General features: G+C 68.5%; 16 protein-coding genes and 1 riboswitch. Of the genes, 8 read left to right on the top strand and 8 right to left on the bottom strand.

The genetic code is table 11. From position 1 onward, the window contains the following. The first annotated feature begins 79 nt into the window (after window positions 1-79). Together cdgB and OID54_RS17350 are read left to right on the top strand one after the other, a co-directional pair. Window positions 80-1,717 carry a diguanylate cyclase CdgB gene (gene cdgB / locus OID54_RS17355; protein WP_329020636.1) on the top strand — a complete coding sequence of 546 codons (1,638 nt, stop codon included), beginning with the start codon at window positions 80-82 and terminating at the stop codon, window positions 1,715-1,717. Window positions 1,718-1,872: 155 nt separating this feature from the next. After that, window positions 1,873-2,844, top strand: coding sequence for a carbohydrate-binding protein (locus OID54_RS17350; protein WP_329020634.1), 972 nt, complete (start codon window positions 1,873-1,875; stop codon window positions 2,842-2,844). 171 nt (window positions 2,845-3,015) lie between these two features. Here the strand turns inward: OID54_RS17350 and OID54_RS17345 are convergent, their stop codons facing one another. The 5 genes from OID54_RS17345 to OID54_RS17325 all read right to left on the bottom strand — a co-directional run bounded on the left by OID54_RS17345 (window position 3,016) and on the right by OID54_RS17325 (window position 9,173). Beyond that, the gene (locus OID54_RS17345; RefSeq protein WP_329020633.1) at window positions 3,016-3,870 is read right to left on the bottom strand and encodes a class II fructose-bisphosphate aldolase; all 855 of its coding nucleotides are present in this window, start codon (window positions 3,868-3,870) and stop codon (window positions 3,016-3,018) included. Between the two features lie 130 nt (window positions 3,871-4,000). After that, complete coding sequence (locus tag OID54_RS17340; RefSeq protein ID WP_329020630.1) at window positions 4,001-4,927, bottom strand: 1-phosphofructokinase family hexose kinase; 927 nt, start codon at window positions 4,925-4,927, stop codon at window positions 4,001-4,003. Window positions 4,928-5,085: 158 nt separating this feature from the next. Beyond that, window positions 5,086-6,279, bottom strand: a complete 1,194-nt coding sequence (gene nagA / locus OID54_RS17335) for an N-acetylglucosamine-6-phosphate deacetylase (RefSeq protein WP_329020628.1) — start codon at window positions 6,277-6,279, stop codon at window positions 5,086-5,088. After that, on the bottom strand, window positions 6,279-7,217 hold the full coding sequence (locus OID54_RS17330; protein ID WP_329020625.1) for an ROK family protein: 939 nt from the start codon (window positions 7,215-7,217) through the stop codon (window positions 6,279-6,281). The genes nagA and OID54_RS17330 overlap by 1 nt, the downstream gene beginning before the upstream one ends. A gap of 1,056 nt (window positions 7,218-8,273) precedes the next feature. Next, window positions 8,274-9,173, bottom strand: a complete 900-nt coding sequence (locus tag OID54_RS17325; protein WP_329020623.1) for an SIS domain-containing protein — start codon at window positions 9,171-9,173, stop codon at window positions 8,274-8,276. Window positions 9,174-9,554: 381 nt separating this feature from the next. Between OID54_RS17325 and OID54_RS17320 the strand changes: the two genes are divergently transcribed. The 3 genes from OID54_RS17320 (at window position 9,555) to otsB (ending at window position 12,009) form a co-directional block, all read left to right on the top strand. Next, on the top strand, window positions 9,555-10,781 hold the full coding sequence (locus OID54_RS17320; RefSeq protein WP_329020621.1) for an extracellular solute-binding protein: 1,227 nt from the start codon (window positions 9,555-9,557) through the stop codon (window positions 10,779-10,781). 112 nt (window positions 10,782-10,893) lie between these two features. Next, window positions 10,894-11,151: a DUF3263 domain-containing protein gene (locus OID54_RS17315; RefSeq protein WP_329020619.1), complete on the top strand. Its 258-nt coding sequence runs from the start codon at window positions 10,894-10,896 to the stop codon at window positions 11,149-11,151. A gap of 9 nt (window positions 11,152-11,160) precedes the next feature. Then, window positions 11,161-12,009 carry a trehalose-phosphatase gene (gene otsB / locus OID54_RS17310; RefSeq protein ID WP_329020617.1) on the top strand — a complete coding sequence of 283 codons (849 nt, stop codon included), beginning with the start codon at window positions 11,161-11,163 and terminating at the stop codon, window positions 12,007-12,009. Between the two features lie 9 nt (window positions 12,010-12,018). Here otsB and OID54_RS17305 read toward each other — a convergent pair whose 3' ends face one another. The 3 genes from OID54_RS17305 to OID54_RS17295 all read right to left on the bottom strand — a co-directional run bounded on the left by OID54_RS17305 (window position 12,019) and on the right by OID54_RS17295 (window position 15,544). Beyond that, complete coding sequence (locus OID54_RS17305) at window positions 12,019-13,428, bottom strand: alpha,alpha-trehalose-phosphate synthase (UDP-forming) (protein WP_329020615.1); 1,410 nt, start codon at window positions 13,426-13,428, stop codon at window positions 12,019-12,021. Between the two features lie 935 nt (window positions 13,429-14,363). Then, window positions 14,364-14,576 carry a hypothetical protein gene (locus OID54_RS17300; protein WP_329020613.1) on the bottom strand — a complete coding sequence of 71 codons (213 nt, stop codon included), beginning with the start codon at window positions 14,574-14,576 and terminating at the stop codon, window positions 14,364-14,366. Between the two features lie 23 nt (window positions 14,577-14,599). Next, the gene (locus OID54_RS17295) at window positions 14,600-15,544 is read right to left on the bottom strand and encodes a glucosyl-3-phosphoglycerate synthase (RefSeq protein ID WP_329027594.1); all 945 of its coding nucleotides are present in this window, start codon (window positions 15,542-15,544) and stop codon (window positions 14,600-14,602) included. Window positions 15,545-15,711: 167 nt separating this feature from the next. Then, window positions 15,712-15,923, top strand: a riboswitch (SAM riboswitch). A 17-nt stretch (window positions 15,924-15,940) separates the two neighbouring features. Between OID54_RS17295 and thrC the strand changes: the two genes are divergently transcribed. From thrC to OID54_RS17280, 3 genes are all read left to right on the top strand, one after another. Further along, complete coding sequence (gene thrC, locus OID54_RS17290) at window positions 15,941-17,224, top strand: threonine synthase (RefSeq protein WP_329020611.1); 1,284 nt, start codon at window positions 15,941-15,943, stop codon at window positions 17,222-17,224. Window positions 17,225-17,250: 26 nt separating this feature from the next. After that, window positions 17,251-17,526 carry a MoaD/ThiS family protein gene (locus OID54_RS17285; protein ID WP_329020609.1) on the top strand — a complete coding sequence of 92 codons (276 nt, stop codon included), beginning with the start codon at window positions 17,251-17,253 and terminating at the stop codon, window positions 17,524-17,526. 435 nt (window positions 17,527-17,961) lie between these two features. Further along, window positions 17,962-18,165 (top strand): cold-shock protein, encoded by a 204-nt coding sequence (locus OID54_RS17280; protein ID WP_005315736.1) that lies wholly within the window; start codon window positions 17,962-17,964, stop codon window positions 18,163-18,165. Window positions 18,166-18,377 lie beyond the last annotated feature (212 nt).

Below are 18,377 nucleotides of genomic sequence, written 5' to 3'. Positions count from 1 at the left end.
CCGGGAAACCGCAACGAGAAGGCCGAAGAGGAACCTGGAGTTTCTGAAGATTGCTGTCGAGGTCTCGGGGAGAGCGAGCATGGAGACCGAGTCGGAGCCGTACGTCCGTCTTGCTACCCTGCGGCAGCTGCACAAGGTGGTCGCGGACCTCAACACCGCCCGCAGCCTTGCTGACACCCTCCAGACCGTCGCCGACGGCATTGTGGCCGGGCTCGGTTACGAACTCGCCTGCGTCAACCTCGTCCGGGCCGACGGCGACTTGGTCGTCGCCGCATTCGCAGGTAGCGCCGCCGCGGAAGCCCTGATCACGGGGCGCGTCGGCTCCCGACCCTCCTGGGACCGTCGGCTGTCCATGGGCGAGGCATGGGGAGAACTGCGGTTCATACCCCACACCGAGGGCTGGGTGCTCATCGAGGACGACGTCCCGCAGTGGCACACCGAAGGACCCGACCCCCGGTTCGAAGACGAGTGGCACCCCCAGGACCGCCTCTACGCGCCCATGTACGCCTCGGGCGGCGGTCGCGAACTCCTCGGCGTCATCTCCGTCGATCGACCGCGCAACGGACGCCGTCCCGGCGCCTGGGGCCAAGAAGCGCTCCAGATGTACGCCTCCCAGGCCGCGATTGCGATCAGCAATGCCCGCCTCAGAGCAAACATGCAGCGCGCGCTGGTACGGCTGGAGCGCGAACAGCAGGCCCTCAGAGCGAGCGAGGAGTCCTTCCGGCAGGCATTCGAGTACGCCCCCAGCGGTATGGCCATCGCCGAAATGGGCGGCGATCAGCACGGCAGACTGCTGCGGACCAATGACGCGCTGTGCCGGCTCCTGGGCCGCCCCGCATCCGCCATGCGTCGCTACTCCTTCGCAGACCTGGTGCACCAGGACGACATTGGCACCCTCCTGCGTACCTCCGCCGAAGGCGGTCGCGCGGAATTGAGGCTGGGCCGGCGGGACGGCACCTATGTGTGGGTCTCCCTGCGGAACTCCGTCGTCGCCGACACCGCGGACGGCCCGCGCTTCCTCCTGACCCACATCGAGGACATAGAGGATCGCAAGCGCCATGAACTCCAACTGGCGCACCGGGCCTCCCACGACGCCCTCACCGGCCTTCCCAACAGCGCTGAGCTGCGCACCCGACTGAGTGCCAAGCTCTGCGAACGACCGCCGAGCAGCCATGAGGCCGAGCTGGAGCACCTGGGCGCGGGGTACGACCAGGACCCCGGAGCCCTGTTCGGCGACGGCTTCGACTTCGGCCCCACAGGCACCGCGTACGACCACCACGTCCACACCGTCGCGCCGGACGAGGAGGTCGACGACGGTACGAAGGGGCTCGCGGTCCTCTTCTGCGACCTGGACGGCTTCAAGTCGATCAACGACCGGTTCGGGCACCAGACCGGTGACGCCGTTCTGGTCGAGGTCGCCCGCCGGCTCACCACGGGCGTACGGGAAGGGGACACGGTGGCCCGTCTCGGCGGCGATGAGTTCGTGGTCCTCGCCGACGGTCTGGGCTCGGCCGATGCCGCCGATCTGGCGGCACGGCTGCGGAACGCGATCGTCCTGCCGATCCGGGTGGGAGGACGCGGCGTGCGCGTCGGGGCGAGCTTCGGCATCAGCTGGGCGAGCTGCGGCATGACCGTCGACGAGGTGCTGCAATCCGCAGATCAACGGATGTACGTCGAGAAGCGCTCGCGTTCGAAGGTGCACCGGCGCGCGGGTTGATCGTCGGGTCGGCCGGTTCTCCTCTTGTGTAGTGATTCTGTCCTGGTCTTGTGACGAGTGACCTATCGAGGTCAAGGCCATCCGTTGCGTTAATCCAAACCGGGTAGGCTCGCCGGGGTCGGCGTAGGGCTGACGAGGGTGAGGAGGTACCAGGCATGACGGCCGGGAACAACGGCGCGAATACGCCCGAGGACGACGATCCGTTCGGCTATCTGTATGAGGACGGACACGCAGCGGGCGCCACATCGCCCTCGGGCCGGGGCCGCGGCTACGGCTACCCCGGACCGGCCGCGCAGCCCGGTGTGCCCAGGACCTCCTACAACCACGTACGTGCGGTCGGCGAGCGTCAGGTCGGCCACAACCAGGGCCAGCCGGTCCCGCAGCAGGGATACCAGCAGCAGGGTTACGGCAGCCATCCGACAGCCCAGTACGCGGCGCCCGAGACCTACCCCGGAGGGGTGACACCGCGCGCAGCCCAGCAACCGTCCACGGGCGGTCGGGGCAGCGGACGCGGACCCAACACCAAGGGACTGCTGATCGGTGCGATCGCCGTGGTCGCGGTCGTCGTGATCGGCATCGCCGCCGCGCTGATGAATCCCGATGACACGGACGACAAGACCGGTGGTCAGGTCAAGCCGAGCAACGCCCCGAGCCCATCGCAGTCGCAGCAGCCCAATGAGCCCGACTCCGGTGAGGACAAGCCCGCTGACCTGCCAAAGCAAGACGCGGCGACGCTCAAGCTGGGTGCGCCGGCAGAGCTCGGTACGGAGATCAAGGGCGCGAAGGGCGCTGACGGCGCCTATGTGAAGTTCAACGGTGTCGGCGGTTCCGCGAGTTGGTCGGTGGACGTGCCCGCCGGCGGCCCGCACACGATGTACATCACCTACGGTGTGCCCGGCAAGGACGCCCACACCTCGCTGACGATCAACGACGGCACACCGCGCAAGATCAATATGTCGAACTTCGCCAAGGCCGCCGAGGGCGACTGGGAGAAGGGCTGGACGCGCACGTTCGTCTGGATCGATCTTGAAAAGGGCAAGAACGACCTCAAGATCTCCTGCGAGCAGGGCAACCAGTGCGAGGCCATACTCGACCAGGTCCGGCTGGAAGCCGGCAACAAGCGCTGACTCCCCACGGACCTCGGTGAGCTTGAGTCGACTCGCTCGCCGGGACCGTGAGAAGCCAAGAATCCGCCCCGTCGGCATGCCGACGGGGCGGATTTCATTCGGGAACTCCCCGTCGATCAACGCCCGGTGATTCCCGCGTGATCGTGAGCGTGATTCCGGTCCCTGCCATCGCTAGGCAGCGAGAAAGAGCCGCATGAAGGTCGCCACGGTGTTGGTCATGGCCGTGCGGCCCGGTCCCAGGTACTTCCGCGGGTCCACCACCTGGGGGTTCGCGCTCAGATGGTCGCGGACCGCTGCCGTGAGCGCGGTGTTCAGCGCCGTACCCACATTGATCTTGACCATTCCCGCGGCCACCGCGGCACGGATCTCGTCGTCCGGAACACCGGACGAGCCGTGCAGCACCAGCGGGACGGGAACCGCGTCCCTCAACCGCGCGATCAGCCCGTGGTCCAGGGTGGCGGTGCGCTCGGTCATCGCATGGGACGAGCCGACGGCGACCGCAAGGGCGTCCACCCCGGTCGCCGCCACATAGGCCGCGGCCTCCGCCGGGTCCGTACGCACTCCCGGGGTGTGGGCGTCGAGCGGGGCCTCCCCTTCCTTGCCGCCGACCTTGCCCAACTCGGCCTCGACCCAGATGCCCCGCTCGTGCCCCCAGCGGACCGCTTCCGCGGTGGCCTCGACGTTCTTCCCGTACGGCAACTTCGACGCATCGAACATCACCGAGCTGAAGCCCTCGCCGTCCGCGGTGCGCAACAGGTCGGGGGAGACCACATGGTCGAGGTGGAGGGCGAGGCGGGCGGACGACGAGCGGGCGGTGGCAGCCGCAGCCGCAGCTATGGCCGACAGCCGGCCACCGCGGAACCTGACGGCGTTCTCGGAGATCTGGAGGATCGCGGGGACACCGGTGCTCTCCGCCCCCGCCGCGATGGCTTCGGCGTGTTCCAGCGTGATGACGTTGAAGGCGGCTACGCCCCGGCCGTCGGCCACGGCGGCCGAGACGAGTTCACCGGTGCTGACGAGTGGCATGGTGCGGTCCCATTTCCCGGGCGAGGGCCCGTGGTGCGCGGGGGCGAGCCCCCGGTGGTGCGATGGTGCACGGTGCGAAGGAGCGAAGGCGTCCGAAGGGCGGGTACGAAGGGGTGTTTCCCGGCGGGGCTCATGCCGCTGCCTGGTGCTCGGTCACGGTGACCCGGGGCAGCAGCGTTGCGTACCCCGGGGAGTCGAACTCCCCCGCCGCGGGGGCCAGTACCGTCGCCGCCGACAGTGCCACCGCTCGGGCCAGCCGCTCCGGCCAGGGCACCTCATCGACCAGGCCGGCGAGGAGCGCCGCGACCACCGAGTCGCCGGCGCCGGTGGGGTTGCCGCGCACCGGCGCGGGCGGGGCGGCGTGCCAGATTCCCTCGGGAGTGGCGGCGAACAGCCCATCGGCACCGAGCGAGGAGACGACCGCCCGCGCACCGCGGCGGCGCGCTGCGCAGGTGGCGCGCAGCGGTTCACGGGAGCCGGTGAGCTGGGCCAGCTCATCGAGGTTGGGTTTGATGAGGTCGGGGCGGGCGGCGATGCCCCGGCGCAAGGGTTCCCCGCTGGTGTCCAGGAGTACGGGTACGCCCGCGGTCCGGGCGCGACGGATCAGCTCCGCATAGGCGCCGACGTGGATTCCCGGGGGGAGGCTGCCGCACAGCGCCACGGCGTCCGCATCGCGCAGCAGCGTCTCGTACGCACGGAGGAACGCGGTCCACTCCGCGGTGGTGATCGTGGGGCCGGGTTCGTTGAGCTGGGTGGTGTCCCCGCTGGCGCCGTCCACGACGGCGATCGTGCGGCGGGTGGACCCGGTGATGGGAACGAGCGCGTCCACTGGGGCCAAGGGGGCGAGCAGGTCCCGGAGCACCGCCCCGACCGGTCCGCCCGCAAAGCCGGTGACGACGCATTCCTGACCCAGGGCGGCAAGCACCCTGGCGACATTCAGCCCTTTGCCGCCTGGCCGCTCGACTACGTTGTCCACTCGGTGGCTGCCGTGCGGGGTCAGTGCGCTGACCTGGTAGGTGATGTCGAGCGCGGTGTTGAGCGTGACTGTGAGGATCACCGCGACACCCCCTGCTGAACCGGATTGCTGGCTGGTACTGATCATGCCAAACGGAAGGCGGTCGGCCCAGACCCCGGGCCAACCGCCTCGCCGTACCAGCAATGATGTGCCGGCCACCGTCCGGTCGCCCCTTGCGGGAGGACCTTGCCGGGCCCGGGTTACTGGGGTTCGATCACCCAGCTGCCTTGGCGCATAACACCCTTGAGGCGGAACTGATCGTCCAGTACCACCAGGTCGGCGTCCTTGCCGGGCTCCAGCGAGCCGACCCGGTCGTACGCGCCGAGCAGCTTCGCCGGGTTCACCGAGATCGCCTGGACGATGTCGGTGACGGGCAGCCGGTCCACGGTGGCGGCCCGTCTGAAGGCGGTGTCCAAGGTGAGGGTCGAGCCCGCGATGGAACCGCCTTCGGTGAGGCGGGCCACCCCGTCGATGACGTCGACGGCCAGCGGACCGAGTTGGTAGCGGCCGTCGCCGAAGCCCGCGGCGTCCATGGCGTCCGTGATGAAGGCGACCCGGCCCGCGCCCGCGCGGTGGAAGGCCAGCTCCAGTGCGGCGGGGTGGAGGTGCGTACCGTCGTTGATCAGTTCGACGGTGATCCGCTCGTCCTCCAGCAGTGCCACGATCGGGCCGGGGGAGCGGTGGCCCAGCGGAGGCATCGCGTTGAACAAGTGCGTCGCCACCGTGGCGCCGGCGTTGATGGCTTCCACGGTCTGCTCGTAGGTGGCGTCCGTGTGTCCGATCGCCGCGATGACGCCGTGCTCGGCGAGGAGCCGTACGGAGTCGATGCCACCGGGCAGTTCGGCGGCGAGCGTCACCATCTTCGCGGTGCCGCGCGCCGCGTCGATCAGCTTGCGCACCTCGGCCGGGTCGGGGTCGCGCAGCAGTTCTTCGCTGTGTGCGCCCTTGCGGCAGGGCGAGATGAAGGGGCCTTCGAAGTGGATGCCGGCGAGGTCGCCCTGTTCGACCAACTCGGAGAGGACTCCAGCCCGGTGGGCGAGGAAGTCGATCTCCGCGGTGACCATCGAGGCGACCAGCGTGGTCGTGCCGTGCTCCCGGTGCGTCCGGACGCCCTGGAGCACGTCCTCGGCACTGCCGCCGGTGAAGGAGCCGCCGCCACCGCCATGGTTGTGGATGTCGACGAAGCCGGGAACGATCCAGTGCCCGGTGAGATCACGGTGGGGTGCGGTGGCCGGTGCAGCACCGGTGATCTTCGTGCCCTCGATGCTCACCTGCCCGTTCTCGACAATCCCGGTGGGCAGCACGACCCGGGCTCCGGTGAGGATCGTGCTGTCGCCGGATGCCCCGTGTGCGGCGCGTGCGGCGCTATCAGCGAGTGCGGCGCGTGCGGCCATTAGGCGGTTACCTCCGAGTCGGTGGCGATCAGATCCCAGGCGAGCAGGCCCGCGCCCAGGCATCCAGCGGTGTCCCCGAGGGCTGCGGGGACGATCGAGGGCAGCTTCTGAAACGTGACCCTCGCTTCCACCGCTGCCCGTAGGGGTGTGAACAAGGTTTCCCTGGCCTCGGCCAGCCCGCCACCGATGATCAGGGTGCGCGGGTCCAGCAGAGTGATGGCGGTGACCAGGCCCGCGGCGAGGGCGTCGACAGCGTCCTGCCAGACGGCGATGGCTCTGGGGTCGCCGGACTCGACGGCCTTGGCGCAGTCGGCCGCGTCGGCGCCCGGGTCACCGCTGGCTTTGGCCCAGGCGCGGGTGACGGCCGCTGCGGAGGCGAGCGTCTCCAGACAGCCGCGCTGCCCACAGCCGCAGTGCGGTCCGTCGGGCCGCACGATGACATGGCCGATCTCGCCCGCGTACCCGTGGGCGCCGGCTTCTATGGTGCCGCCGATGCCGATGGCACCGGCGATGCCGGTGCCCAGGGGCACGAACAGGAAGCGATCGGCGCCCTGCCCGGCTCCGATACGGCCTTCGGCGAGCCCGCCGGTGCGGACGTCGTGGCCGAGGGCGACGGGGATGCCTGCGAGTCGGTCGCTCAGGATCGAACGCAGGGGTACGTCACGCCAGCCGAGGTTGGTTGCGTAGACGGCGACGCCGAGCTCGGAGTCGACGATTCCGGGGACGGCGACACCTGCGGCGAGTGCGGGTTCTCCCAACTGCTCCTTGCCATGGGTGCGAAGGTCGTCGGCGAAGTCGAGGATGGACTGGACGACGGCATCAGGCCCACGGTCTCGCTTCGTGGCGCGGCGGGCCTCATAGAGGAGGGTCCCGTCCACCCCGACGAGGGCGGCCTTCATGCCGGTGCCGCCCACATCCAGGGCGATGACGTGTCTCACGTGGACAGTCTGGCGCGAGAGACACCGAAAGGTCTAGTCCACTAGCTGTGATTGTTGCGGGCCCGTACAAAACCGAACGGATGGGGTTGGGTGGGGTGTGGGGTGGTTTGTCTTGATCGATTAACGCTGTTGTGGGTGGGGGTGGTGGGGTGTGGGGGGCGGGTGGGGTGAGGGGATTGTTTTAGGAGGGGCTTGGCTTGGTCCGGGTGGGGCCCGTGCCTGGGTTTCCGCCTTGGGGGGTGGGGTTCCGTCCTCAAGGGCCGGACGGGCTGGGGTGGGGCGGGGCTGCGGGTTTTGGCTGTTTCCGGGCGGAGCTCGTTCTGTGAGTTCAGCTCTGGGGGGTGCGGGGTTCCGTCCTCAAGCGCCGGACGGGCTGGGTGGGGCGGGTGGAGCCCTTGCTGTGGGGGCTGGTCTGGGGGGCTTGGCTTTGGGTGGTCCGGCTGGGGTTTGGGTGGGGTGCGGGTGGTGGGGGTGCTTTCGGGCGTGACTCCTCAGCGCCGGCGGCCAGCGGCTGGCCCGTTGGTGGCGGCTCTGAAGCCGCCGACGCTTCCGGGGACACCCCCTGCGCGCCCCCAGAACATCAACCAGGCATACCTGCGCCCAGCTCATTCACGGGTTGAGCTCAGGAGGGCGCTACTCAACACCGCAACCAGGTCTTGCTTGCCCCACGCTCGTCCATGAGTCGGGGAGTCGGGAAGTCGGGCTCAGGGCAGGTGCCCAGTGGCGCAACCAGGTCTGCCTGGCCCTGGCCCGGTCCATGGGGTGAGCTCAGGACGGGCGCTAGCCAATGCCGCGACCAGGTCTGCCTGCCCCTCTCAACCCATGGACAGGGCCACGGGCAAGCAGAGCGTCGCCGCCGCTGGGCGCCCGTCCTGAGCCCGGCCTATGGACGAGCGGCCGTGGATCAAGCTTCGACCCCGGGGGGAGGGGAGTTTGCGGGTCCAAGGGGGGCGGGGCACATTCGCGAGGCGGGCCCAGGGGGAGCGGTCGGCGGGGTGTGGATCGGGCTCGGGGCCCGGCTCTGCCTGGTGGGGGCAGAGCCGGGCGTGGGGTGGGTTAGGACTGGGGGAGGATCACGCTGCGGGTGAGGTTGCGGGGGCGATCGGGGTCGTAGCCCTTTGACTCCGCGAGCTCCACCGCCAGTCGCTGGGCGCGTACCAGGTCCGCCAAGGGGTCCACTCCCCGGTTCGCCACCAGGGTCCCCCCAACCCCGGCGACGTCCACCGAGAGGCCCTCCGGCAGCTCGCCGAAGACCCAGGCCACCCGTCCCGGTCCGGTGATGGCGATCGGTCCGTGGCGGTACTCCATTGCCGGATACGCCTCGGTCCAGGCCCCCGCCGCCTCACGCATCTTCAAGCCGGCCTCCAGAGCGAGACCGTAGGTCCACCCCCGGCCCAGGAAGGTCCACTGCTCCGCTCCCAGCACCCCGTCCGGCAGCGGTTCCGTCACGGCCAGTTCCGCGTCCACCGCGGCTTCGGCGATCGACTTCACTCCGGGAATCTCACCGAGGCCGGCCCGCAGGAAGGCCAGGGCCGTGGTTGCGAAACGGGTCTGGACCACTGATTCCTCGTCCGCCCAGTCCAGTACGGCCACCGTGTCCGCCGCCTCCATCACGGGCGTTGCGGGGTCGGCAGTGAGAGCCACCGTCGGGACATGTCCCTTGAGCCGCTGGAGGAGCTCCAGGACTTCGGTGGTGGTCCCGGACCGGGTGATGGCCACGACACGGTCATACGTCCGTCCCGACGGGAACTCCGATGACGCAAATGCATCGGTCTCGCCGAGCCCGGCTGCCTCGCGCAGAGCGGCGTAGGCGATGGCCATGAACCAGGATGTGCCGCACCCCGTCACGGCCACTCGTTCGCCCGACCGGGGGAGTCCATCGAAGGTTTTGGCGGTTTCTGCCGCGCGTCGCCAGCAATTGGGCTGGGTGGCTATCTCAGCTGCGGTACGGGACATCTGGCATGGCTCCTAGCGACGTACATGCTGTTCTCGGACCGGCACCCAGTCGTGATGGCGACGACGTGCCGATATGTGCTTAGCAGCCCACCACACACACGGGCAACGACCGCCACTTTAGGCACAGCTTTCTGAAAGGTTCCTTCGGAAGAGACGTTGCAAAAGTGAGATCAGAGGGCGTAGACCACTGAAGGTTTCATGGTGGAAAATCGCTGCTCATCTCTGGGGCCTCAATGAGGCCGCGAGGGGCGCCACGGGGGGCATAAACGGGGGCGCCACGGGGAGCGGACCGGAGTAAATCCAGCCATCAGTACCAATAGTGGGGGAAGAGCTGTGCAACGGCACTTCTTGAGACTGACCGCGGCTACGGCCGCACTAGGTATGGCGGTTGCCTTGGCGGGGTGCGGCGCATCGGGCGAAGCCGATGTGGTCACCCTGAAATTGATCGCCGCTGACTACGACGTCAACGGCGGTCACAGCAGCCGTGCTTACTGGGACGGCGTCGTTCACAAGTTCGAAGCAGCGCACTCCGACATCAATGTGGAAGTCCAGATCGAATCCTGGACCAATATCGATCGCAAGGTCGCCGAGCTGGTCAAAGCCGGTGAGGCTCCCGACATCGCCCAAATCGGTGCGTACGCCGACTACGCAGCCGGTGACAAGCTCTACACCGCCGATGAACTCCTCTCCATCCCCGTCCAGGCGAACTTCCTCGCCCCCCTCGTCGCAGCGGGCAAGCAGCGGCGCGTGCATTTCGGACTTCCGTTTACAGCCTCCACTCGAATGCTTTTCTACAACAAGGAGCACTTCAAGAAGGCGGGCATAGTCAAGCCCCCGCAGACCTGGGAGGAACTGGGCGCAGCGGCACAGCTCCTGAAGACCAACACCAAAGTCAGCTATCCCATTGCGCTCCCCCTCGGGCCGGAGGAGGCCCAGGCCGAGACCATGGTGTGGCTCCTCGGCGCAGGGAGCAACGGCTACGTCGACCCCAGTGGTGTCTACGACATCGACTCCGAGGACAACACCGCAGCCCTTGAGTGGCTGAAGTCCGACCTGGTCGACCAGAAGCTCACCGGCCCAGTGGCTCCCGGCAAGTTGAACCGCAAGGAGGCGTTCGCCGCCTTCACGCGGGGCGAAGTCGGCATGCTCAACGGCCATCCCTCCCTGATGAAGTCCGCCAGGGCCGCCGGCGTCGACGTCGGCATGGTGACCACGCCCAGCCGCGCCGGACGGTCGAGGTCGACCATGGGCGTGGCCGACTGGATCATGGGCTTCAAGCAGAACGGGCACCAGACCGAGATAGGCGACTTCCTCAACTTCCTCTTCACCGACGAGAACGTCCTCGACTTCGCCGCCCAGAACGCCCTGCTGCCCGTCACGGTCTCCGCGTCGGAAGCCATGGAAGCCGACCCGAAACACCAGGACCTGAAGCAGTTCCTCGACGAGCTGCCGGAGTCGGTGCTGCCCCCGGTCGACAAGACGTCTTGGGCGACCGTCAGCGAGGAGCTCAAGCAGAACATCGGCAACGCGGTGAAGCCCGGCGGCAGCCCCCGGCAGGTCCTGGAGCACATCGCCCAGAAGGCCCGCGAGGCGCAGCAACGGGAGTAGCCGAGCCTCCCCGACATCGCTCCTTCGGTCCTTCGCGCTGACCGAGCGGGCCGTCGACCCGGCGCAACCGGGTGAGGGGCGGGGGGAGGCATCCGCCGATAGGTTGGATCGTATGACCGACGATCAGGCCGCCTCCCCCGGTCCCACCGAGCTCTCCGAGCGCGATCGGGCGGTGCTCGCGATGGAGCGCCGTTCCTGGCCCGGGCCCGGCGCCAAGGAACGGGCCATCAGGGAGGACCTGGGGATCTCTCCGACCCGCTATTACCAGCTGCTCAACGCCCTCCTCGACGATCGGCGGGCACTCGCCCACGACCCGATCACCGTCAATCGCCTGCGCCGGATCAGAGACGCACAACGCGCCCGCCGATAGGGTCGGAGCATGGGCAGCTCTCCGCACGCGCACTCCCTGCCGTCGCCGTCGACGCCCGCGGGCCGTGAAGGTCTCGCCGCGCTTCTGGCCAGACCGCACAAGGCCGTCGTCGCTCTCGACTTCGACGGCACACTCGCCGAGATCGTTCCCGACCCCGAGCGCGCACGCGCCCACCCGGGCGCCGTACCCGCACTGGCGCAACTGGCGCCCAAGGTCGCCTCCGTCGCCGTGGTCACCGGCCGCCCCGCGGGTGTCGCCGTTCGCTACGGAGGCTTCGCCGGAGTGGCGGGCCTCGATCACCTCGTCGTCCTCGGACACTACGGATCAGAACGCTGGGACGCTGTTTCCGGCACCGTGAACACACCCGCACCACATCCGGGCGTCGCCGCCGTACGATCCGAACTGCCGGGGTTCCTCGACAGCATCGGTGCCTGGCAGGGCACCTGGATCGAGGAGAAGGGCCAGGCGGTGGCGGTCCACACCCGCCGTGCCAGCGATCCGCAGGGAGCCTTCGAGGCCCTGCGCGAACCACTGGCCACCCTTGCGGCCCGCCACGGTCTGATCCTGGAACCGGGCCGGATGGTGCTGGAGATCCGCCCACCTGGCATGGACAAGGGCGTCGCCCTCGCCGACTACGTACGCGAGGTCGACGCCGAAGCCGTCCTCTACGCCGGTGACGACCTGGGCGACCTGCCCGCGTTCGCGGCCGTGGAGAAGCTCCGCTCGGACGGTCTGCCCGGACTGCTCGTGTGCAGCGGCAGCGCGGAAGTCCCCGAACTGGCCGAACGGGCAGACCTCCTCCTTCCCGGTCCGGCCGCCGTCGTCGACTTCCTCGCCGCCCTGGCGGAGAGCCTTTAGCAGCGCCGATCAGCGCTGCTCGCGCAAGGCGTCCAACTGGTCGAGGAACCACCGCTGCGGCGGCAGCGCCGTCGCAGCGGCGGCCAGTCGGGCAGTGCGGCGGGAGCGCTCGGCGGCGGGCATGGTCAGCGCCTCGTGCAGGGCCTCCGCTGTGCCGGTCACGTCATAGGGATTGACCGTGATCGCGTCCTCGCCGAGCTCCTCATGGGCGCCCGCCTCCCGTGACAGCACCAGGGCGCAGCCCGCCTCCGACACCACCGGGATCTCCTTCGCGACCAGGTTCATGCCATCGCGAATGGGGTTGACCAGCGCCACGTCAGCCAAGCGGTACGCGGCCAGAGAACGCGCGAAGTCGTCCTTCACATGCAGGACGACCGGGCTCCAGCCGTCCGTTCCGAATTCGGCGTTGATCGCATCGGCGACCCGTTGGACCTCGGCCGTGTAGTCGCGGTAGACCGACAGGTCCTGACGGGAGGGGTACGCGAATGCCACGTGCACCACGCGCTCGCGCCATTCGCTCCTGGTGCTCAGCAGCTCCCGGTAGGCCAGGAGCCCGCGCACGATGTTCTTGGACAACTCGGTGCGGTCGACGCGCACGATGGTCCGACGGTCCGTCCCCTCCGGCCCGATCTGCTGCCGCAGGTCGGCCAGACGCTCGTCCACATCGGGCCGGTGCGCCCGCTCGCGCAGGAACTCCGCGTCCGCGCCGAGCCCGTGCACTCCGATGTCGATGCCCTTGAGCGCCTCTGCTCCCAGCAACTCCGTGCAGCAGTCGGTGAACGCATCTGCCCAGCGCCGGGTGAGGAAACAGGTTCGATCGGCGCCCAGCAGCCCGCGCAGCAGTTGGCGGGAGATGTCGTCGGGCAGCAACCGGAAGTAGTCCACCGGGGCCCAGGGGGTGTGCGAGAAGTGACCGATCTTGAGATCGGGCCGCAGCGCACGGAGCATCCCGGGGACGAGCGCCAGATGGTAGTCCTGCACCAGGACCGCGGCACCTTCGCCAGCACGGTCGGCGAGGGCCTGCGCAAAGGCGCGGTTGTACTGCTCGTACGCACCCCACTGCCGTCGGAACTCCAGGTCGAAGACCGGTTCCAGTGGGGTTTGGTAGAGCATGTGGTTGATGAACCAGAGCACGGAGTTGGCGATGCCGTTGTAGGCGTCGTGGTGGATGTCCGCGTCGATGTCGAGCATGAGGACGCCCTGCTCGCCGACACCGCGACGCACCGCCTCCCGGTCGCCGTCACCGAGGGCCGAGCACACCCACAGGGCGTCGGCTTCCGATCCGATGGCGGAGAGCCCGGAAACCAGACCACCGCCTCCGCGCCGCGAGTCGAGGGTCCCGTCATCCCGGACGGTGTAGGAGATGGGGCCGCGGTTCGACGCGACGAGGATCTGGGCAGCTGAGTGCTCGGAGACCATGTCGCGAACCTAGCCCGTCCCGCAAACCCCCAAACGTGCGTTCGCCCTCAAGAGTCCCCCCTCACCACAACTGGCTCAATCCCTCCCCCCACCCCTGGCCACCCCAAGGGCCAGTGCCAAGCAGACCTGTTTGCCCCCCTGGGCCCGCCTCGCAAATGCGCCTGCCCCCCTTGGACCCGCAAACTCCCTTCCCTGGGGCCGAAGCTTGATCCACGGCCGCTCGTCCATAGGTCGGGTAGGACGGGCACCCAGCGGCGGCGACGCTCTGCTTGCCCGTGGCCCTGTCCATGGGTTGAGAGGGGCAAGCAGACCTGGTCGCGGTATTGGGTAGCGCCGTCCTGAGCCCGATCTATGGATGGGCTGGGCGCAGGTAGACGTGGTTGCGCCACTGGGCACCTGGCCCTGAGCCCGACTTCCCGACTTCCCGACCCATGGACGAGCGTGGGGCAAGCAAGACCTGGTCGCGGTACTGGGTAGCGCCCTCCTGAGCTCGACTTGTGGATGGGCCGGGGGCAGGCAGAGCCAGTTGCGGTATTGGGGGCGCGCAGGGGGTGTCCCCGGAAGCGTCGGCGGCTTCAGAGCCGCCACCAACGGATCAGCCGCTGGCCGCCGGCGCTGAGGAGTCACGCCCGAAAGCACCCCCACCACCCGCACCCCACCCAAACCCCAGCCGGACCACCCAAGCCCCGCCCCCCAGACCAGCCCCCAACACACAAGCTCCGCCCGCCCCACCCAGCCCGTCCGGCGCTTGAGGACGGAACCCCGCACCCCCCAGAGCTGAACTCACAGAACGAGCTCCGCCCGGAAACAGCCAAAACCCGCAGCCCCGCCCCACCCCAGCCCGTCCGGCGTTTGAGGACGGAACCCCCCGCCACCCAAGGCGGAAACCCAGGCACAGCCCCACCCGGAAACAGCCAAGCCCACACCACCAGATCTCACCCCTTGCGCCGCCCCCGTGCCGCCGCCACCGCCACCACCCCCGCCGCCGTCAGGCTCAATGCCAGCCCGCCCAGTAGCCAGAGGCGTTCCGTGGCAGGGCTGCTCGCCGGGCTCGTGGGGGCGGCGGCACCCACGATGGCGGCGACGATGACGAAGATTCCGGTGCCTCTCAGTACATGACGTCCAAAGTTCATAAATAGGATAGTCATCACTGAAACGGTGCTAGTCATCACTATGCGGCGCGACGCGCCGCATACTCACCGATCTCGCGCATCGGCGGACGCTCCTCCGTGTCCACCGGATGGGTCCGCGGCACGAACCCCTTCTCGCCACGCTCGAACTGCGTTAGCGCCGGCCGTACCAAGTGACCTCGGGACAGTCGAAGTTGAGCTGTCCGGTAGATCGCCGCCGCCATCCGGCCGAGTGCCTGGCCGTCCTGGTGGCGGTGTTTGCGGGAGCCGACGTCCACCTGCGCCAGGCTATCGAGCCCGACCGTGTGCAGTGCGTCCACCAGAAGCCCCAGCTCCACCCCGTAACCAACGGGGAACGGGAGCCGCTCCAGCAGGGAGCGCCGTGCCGCGTACTCGCCGCCGAGCGGCTGGACGAACCCGGCCAGGGCCGGCCAGTGCAGATTCAGCAGCGGGCGGGCCACCAGTTCGGTCACCCGACCGCCCTGACCTGCGAGCTCACCCAGCGGGCGGTCGTACATCGCCTTGACGAAGTGCACCTCGGGCTCGGTGAGCAACGGCCCCACGATCCCGGACACGAAGTCCGCCGAGAACTCCCTGAGGTCCGCGTCCACGAAGCAGACGATGTCACCGTGCGTCACCATGAGGGAGCGCCAGAGCACCTCGCCCTTGCCGGCCACCGCAGGGATCCGGGGCAGGATCGTGTCCCGGTGCACCACGCGTGCCCCCGCCGCCGCCGCGACCTCGGCCGTACGGTCCGTGGAGCCCGAGTCGATCACCACCAGCTCGTCGACGAGCGGCAGCGCCTCCATCAGCTCACGTCGGATGACGGTCGCGATCTCGCCGACCGTCGCCTCTTCGTTCAGGGCGGGAAGGACCACACTGACGGTGGTTCCCGATGCGCGTTTCGCCGCCATCATCCGGGCCAGCGGGCGGTCGGCTGCTGACCAGGAACGCCTGGTCAGCCAGCGCTCCACCTCTTCCAGCACGTTCGCCACTCCTGCACTTTGTGATCCATCTCGCGGTTCGGACGACTATCTCAACAGTCCGGTCGTTCGGTTACAGTCTTGAGCAACGCTGAAGCCCGGCGCACGTCGGGGTGATGCGTACACCGGTGCGGAGCGATCACCGCCCCGCATGATCAACAATCGAATACCGCTCATCCAGAGGGGCAGAGGGATACGGCCCGTTGAAGCCCCGGCAACCCTCCAGCCGGTCTCCGTCGCATCAAGAGTCGCCGCCACCCGCAGACAGTTCCGTACGGAACTGTCCGTCGTGCGAGGCAGCCGATTCAGCGCCGCGAGGCTCCCGGCTCGGGAAGGTGCCAAATCCGTCTCATGGCGAAATGCGTCATGAGGAAGATGAGGAGAAAGGGCCTCGCCTCCATGGCTGTGCAGACTGTCGCAGACACCACCACGCTCGATCTCGGACCCGCCGCGGCGCTTTCCTGTCGCGAGTGCGGCGAGCGTTTCGAACTCGGTCCGATCTTCGCCTGTGCCTCGTGCTTCGGGCCGCTGGAAGTCGCCTACGACCTTCCGACGGGCGACCCCGAGGGGCTGCGTAAGCGGATCGAAGCGGGCCCGGAAAGCATCTGGCGGTACGCACCGCTGCTGCCCGTCCCCGCCGACGTGGCGGACAAGCCCAATCTCAACCCCGGCTTCACCAAGCTCGTGAAGGCTGACAACCTCGCCCGCGAACTCGGTGTGACCGGCTCGCTCCACATCAAGGACGACTCCGGCAACCCGACCCACTCCTTCAAGGACCGGGTCGTCGCCATCGCCGTGGAGGCCGCTCGCGCCTTCGGCTTCACCACGCTGTCCTGCTCCTCCACCGGCAACCTCGCGGGTGCGGTCGGCGCTGCGGCAGCCCGTGCCGGACTGCGCTCCTGCGTCTTCATCCCGCACGACCTGGAGCAGGGCAAGGTCGTCATGGCCGCGGTCTACGGCGGTGAGCTGGTCGGCATCGAGGGCAACTACGACGACGTCAACCGCTTCTGCTCCGAACTGATCGGTGACCCGCTCGGTGAGGGCTGGGGCTTCGTCAACGTCAACCTCCGCCCGTACTACGGCGAGGGCTCCAAGACCCTCGCGTACGAGATCTGCGAGCAGCTCGGCTGGCGGCTGCCCGACCAGATCGTGATCCCGATCGCCTCCGGCTCCCAGCTCACCAAGATCGACAAGGGGTTCCAGGAGCTGATCAAGCTCGGGCTCGTCGAGGACCGCCCGTACAAGATCTTCGGTGCACAGGCCGAGGGCTGCTCCCCGGTGTCCGCGGCCTTCAAGGCCGGGCACGACGTGGTGCGCCCGGTGAAGCCGGACACCATCGCCAAGTCCCTGGCGATCGGCAACCCCGCCGACGGCCCGTACGTCCTGGACATCGCCCGTCGCACGGGCGGTGCCGTCGAGGACGTCAACGACGAGCAGATCGTGGACGCGATCAAGCTGCTCGCCCGTACCGAGGGCATCTTCGCCGAGACCGCGGGCGGCGTGACCGTCGGAGTGACGCGCAAGCTCATCGACAGCGGCGTGCTCGACCCCTCGCTCACCACGGTCGTCCTCAACACCGGTGACGGCCTCAAGACCCTGGACGCCGTCGCCCCGACCACCGGCCCTTCGGCGACCATCCGCCCGAGCCTGGACGCCTTCCGCGCCGCCGGCCTGGCCAACTGACCAACGGATCACTGGGAGACCCGAAGATGAGCGTCAACGTCCGCATCCCGACCATTCTGCGCACCTACACGGGCGGCAAGTCCGAGGTCCCGGCCGAGGGGGCGACCCTCGCCGAGGTGATCGCGGACCTGGAGAAGAACCACGCGGGCATCGCTGCGCGCGTCCTGGACGACCAGGGCAAGCTGCGGCGCTTCGTCAACGTCTATGTGAACGATGACGACGTCCGCTTCGAGCAGGGCCTGGAGACGGCGACCCCGGACGGTGCGGGCATCTCCATCATCCCCGCCGTGGCCGGTGGCTAATTACGCAACGTCATTTCAATTGCCCCCTCCGTGAGAGAAACGGAGGGGGCAATTCTGCATGGTTGAGCGCGATACAGTTGGGGAAGGCCCCTGCGCTGCTCCCTCAGCCGAGCAACAGAATGCGCCCCAGCTCCGATAAGAAACAGCCAATGTGCTTCGGGGATTTGTCTCATAAGTCTTCTTTGTCGGGCCCGACTTGCCCCGGAATTTCTTGAATTCATATCAATTTCCCGTTAGCTGAGCCTGCGAATTGTCGTCCGATTGACCTGTTGCAGAGGGCAGTTGGGCAGATACATTCAGCCGCGGTCGACGCGTTCCGGCGCACGCCTATGAAGTCACCTCGCCACTCCGGCGAGGAAAACCGAATCAGGTGAGGTCTGACCCGGGTCCGCGAAGTGCGGTCCTGCGCAAGGGCCAGTAATAGGGGAGTTAGGCATGGCTCAGGGCACCGTCAAGTGGTTCAACGCGGAGAAGGGCTACGGCTTCATCGCGGTCGACGGTGGTGCGGATGTTTTCGTCCACTACAGCGCGATTCAGATGGACGGCTACCGCACCCTGGAGGAGGGGCAACGAGTCGAGTTCGAGATCTCGCAGGGGCAGAAGGGTCCGCAGGCGGACATGGTCAAGCTCGCGGTCTGACTCCGCGGCAACTGCGACGCGATCGGCCACCGACGCGCTCATCTATATGTACATGGGGTCCACATCCCGCCGGGGGGTGTGGACCCCATGTGCGTGCCCGTACACCGGCACCGTGGTGAACGGTCAGCCCGATGCGCGCGGGTGGACACGGCCGGGTGCCCCGCGCGCCGGTGGGCCCCGCTCGTCCCCCGTCGACCGGTCTTTGCATCCGC

Origin of the sequence: Streptomyces sp. NBC_00690, from assembly GCF_036226685.1 — a bacterium.
GTDB lineage: Bacteria > Actinomycetota > Actinomycetes > Streptomycetales > Streptomycetaceae > Streptomyces.
This window is presented reverse-complemented; position numbering and strand designations above follow the sequence as displayed.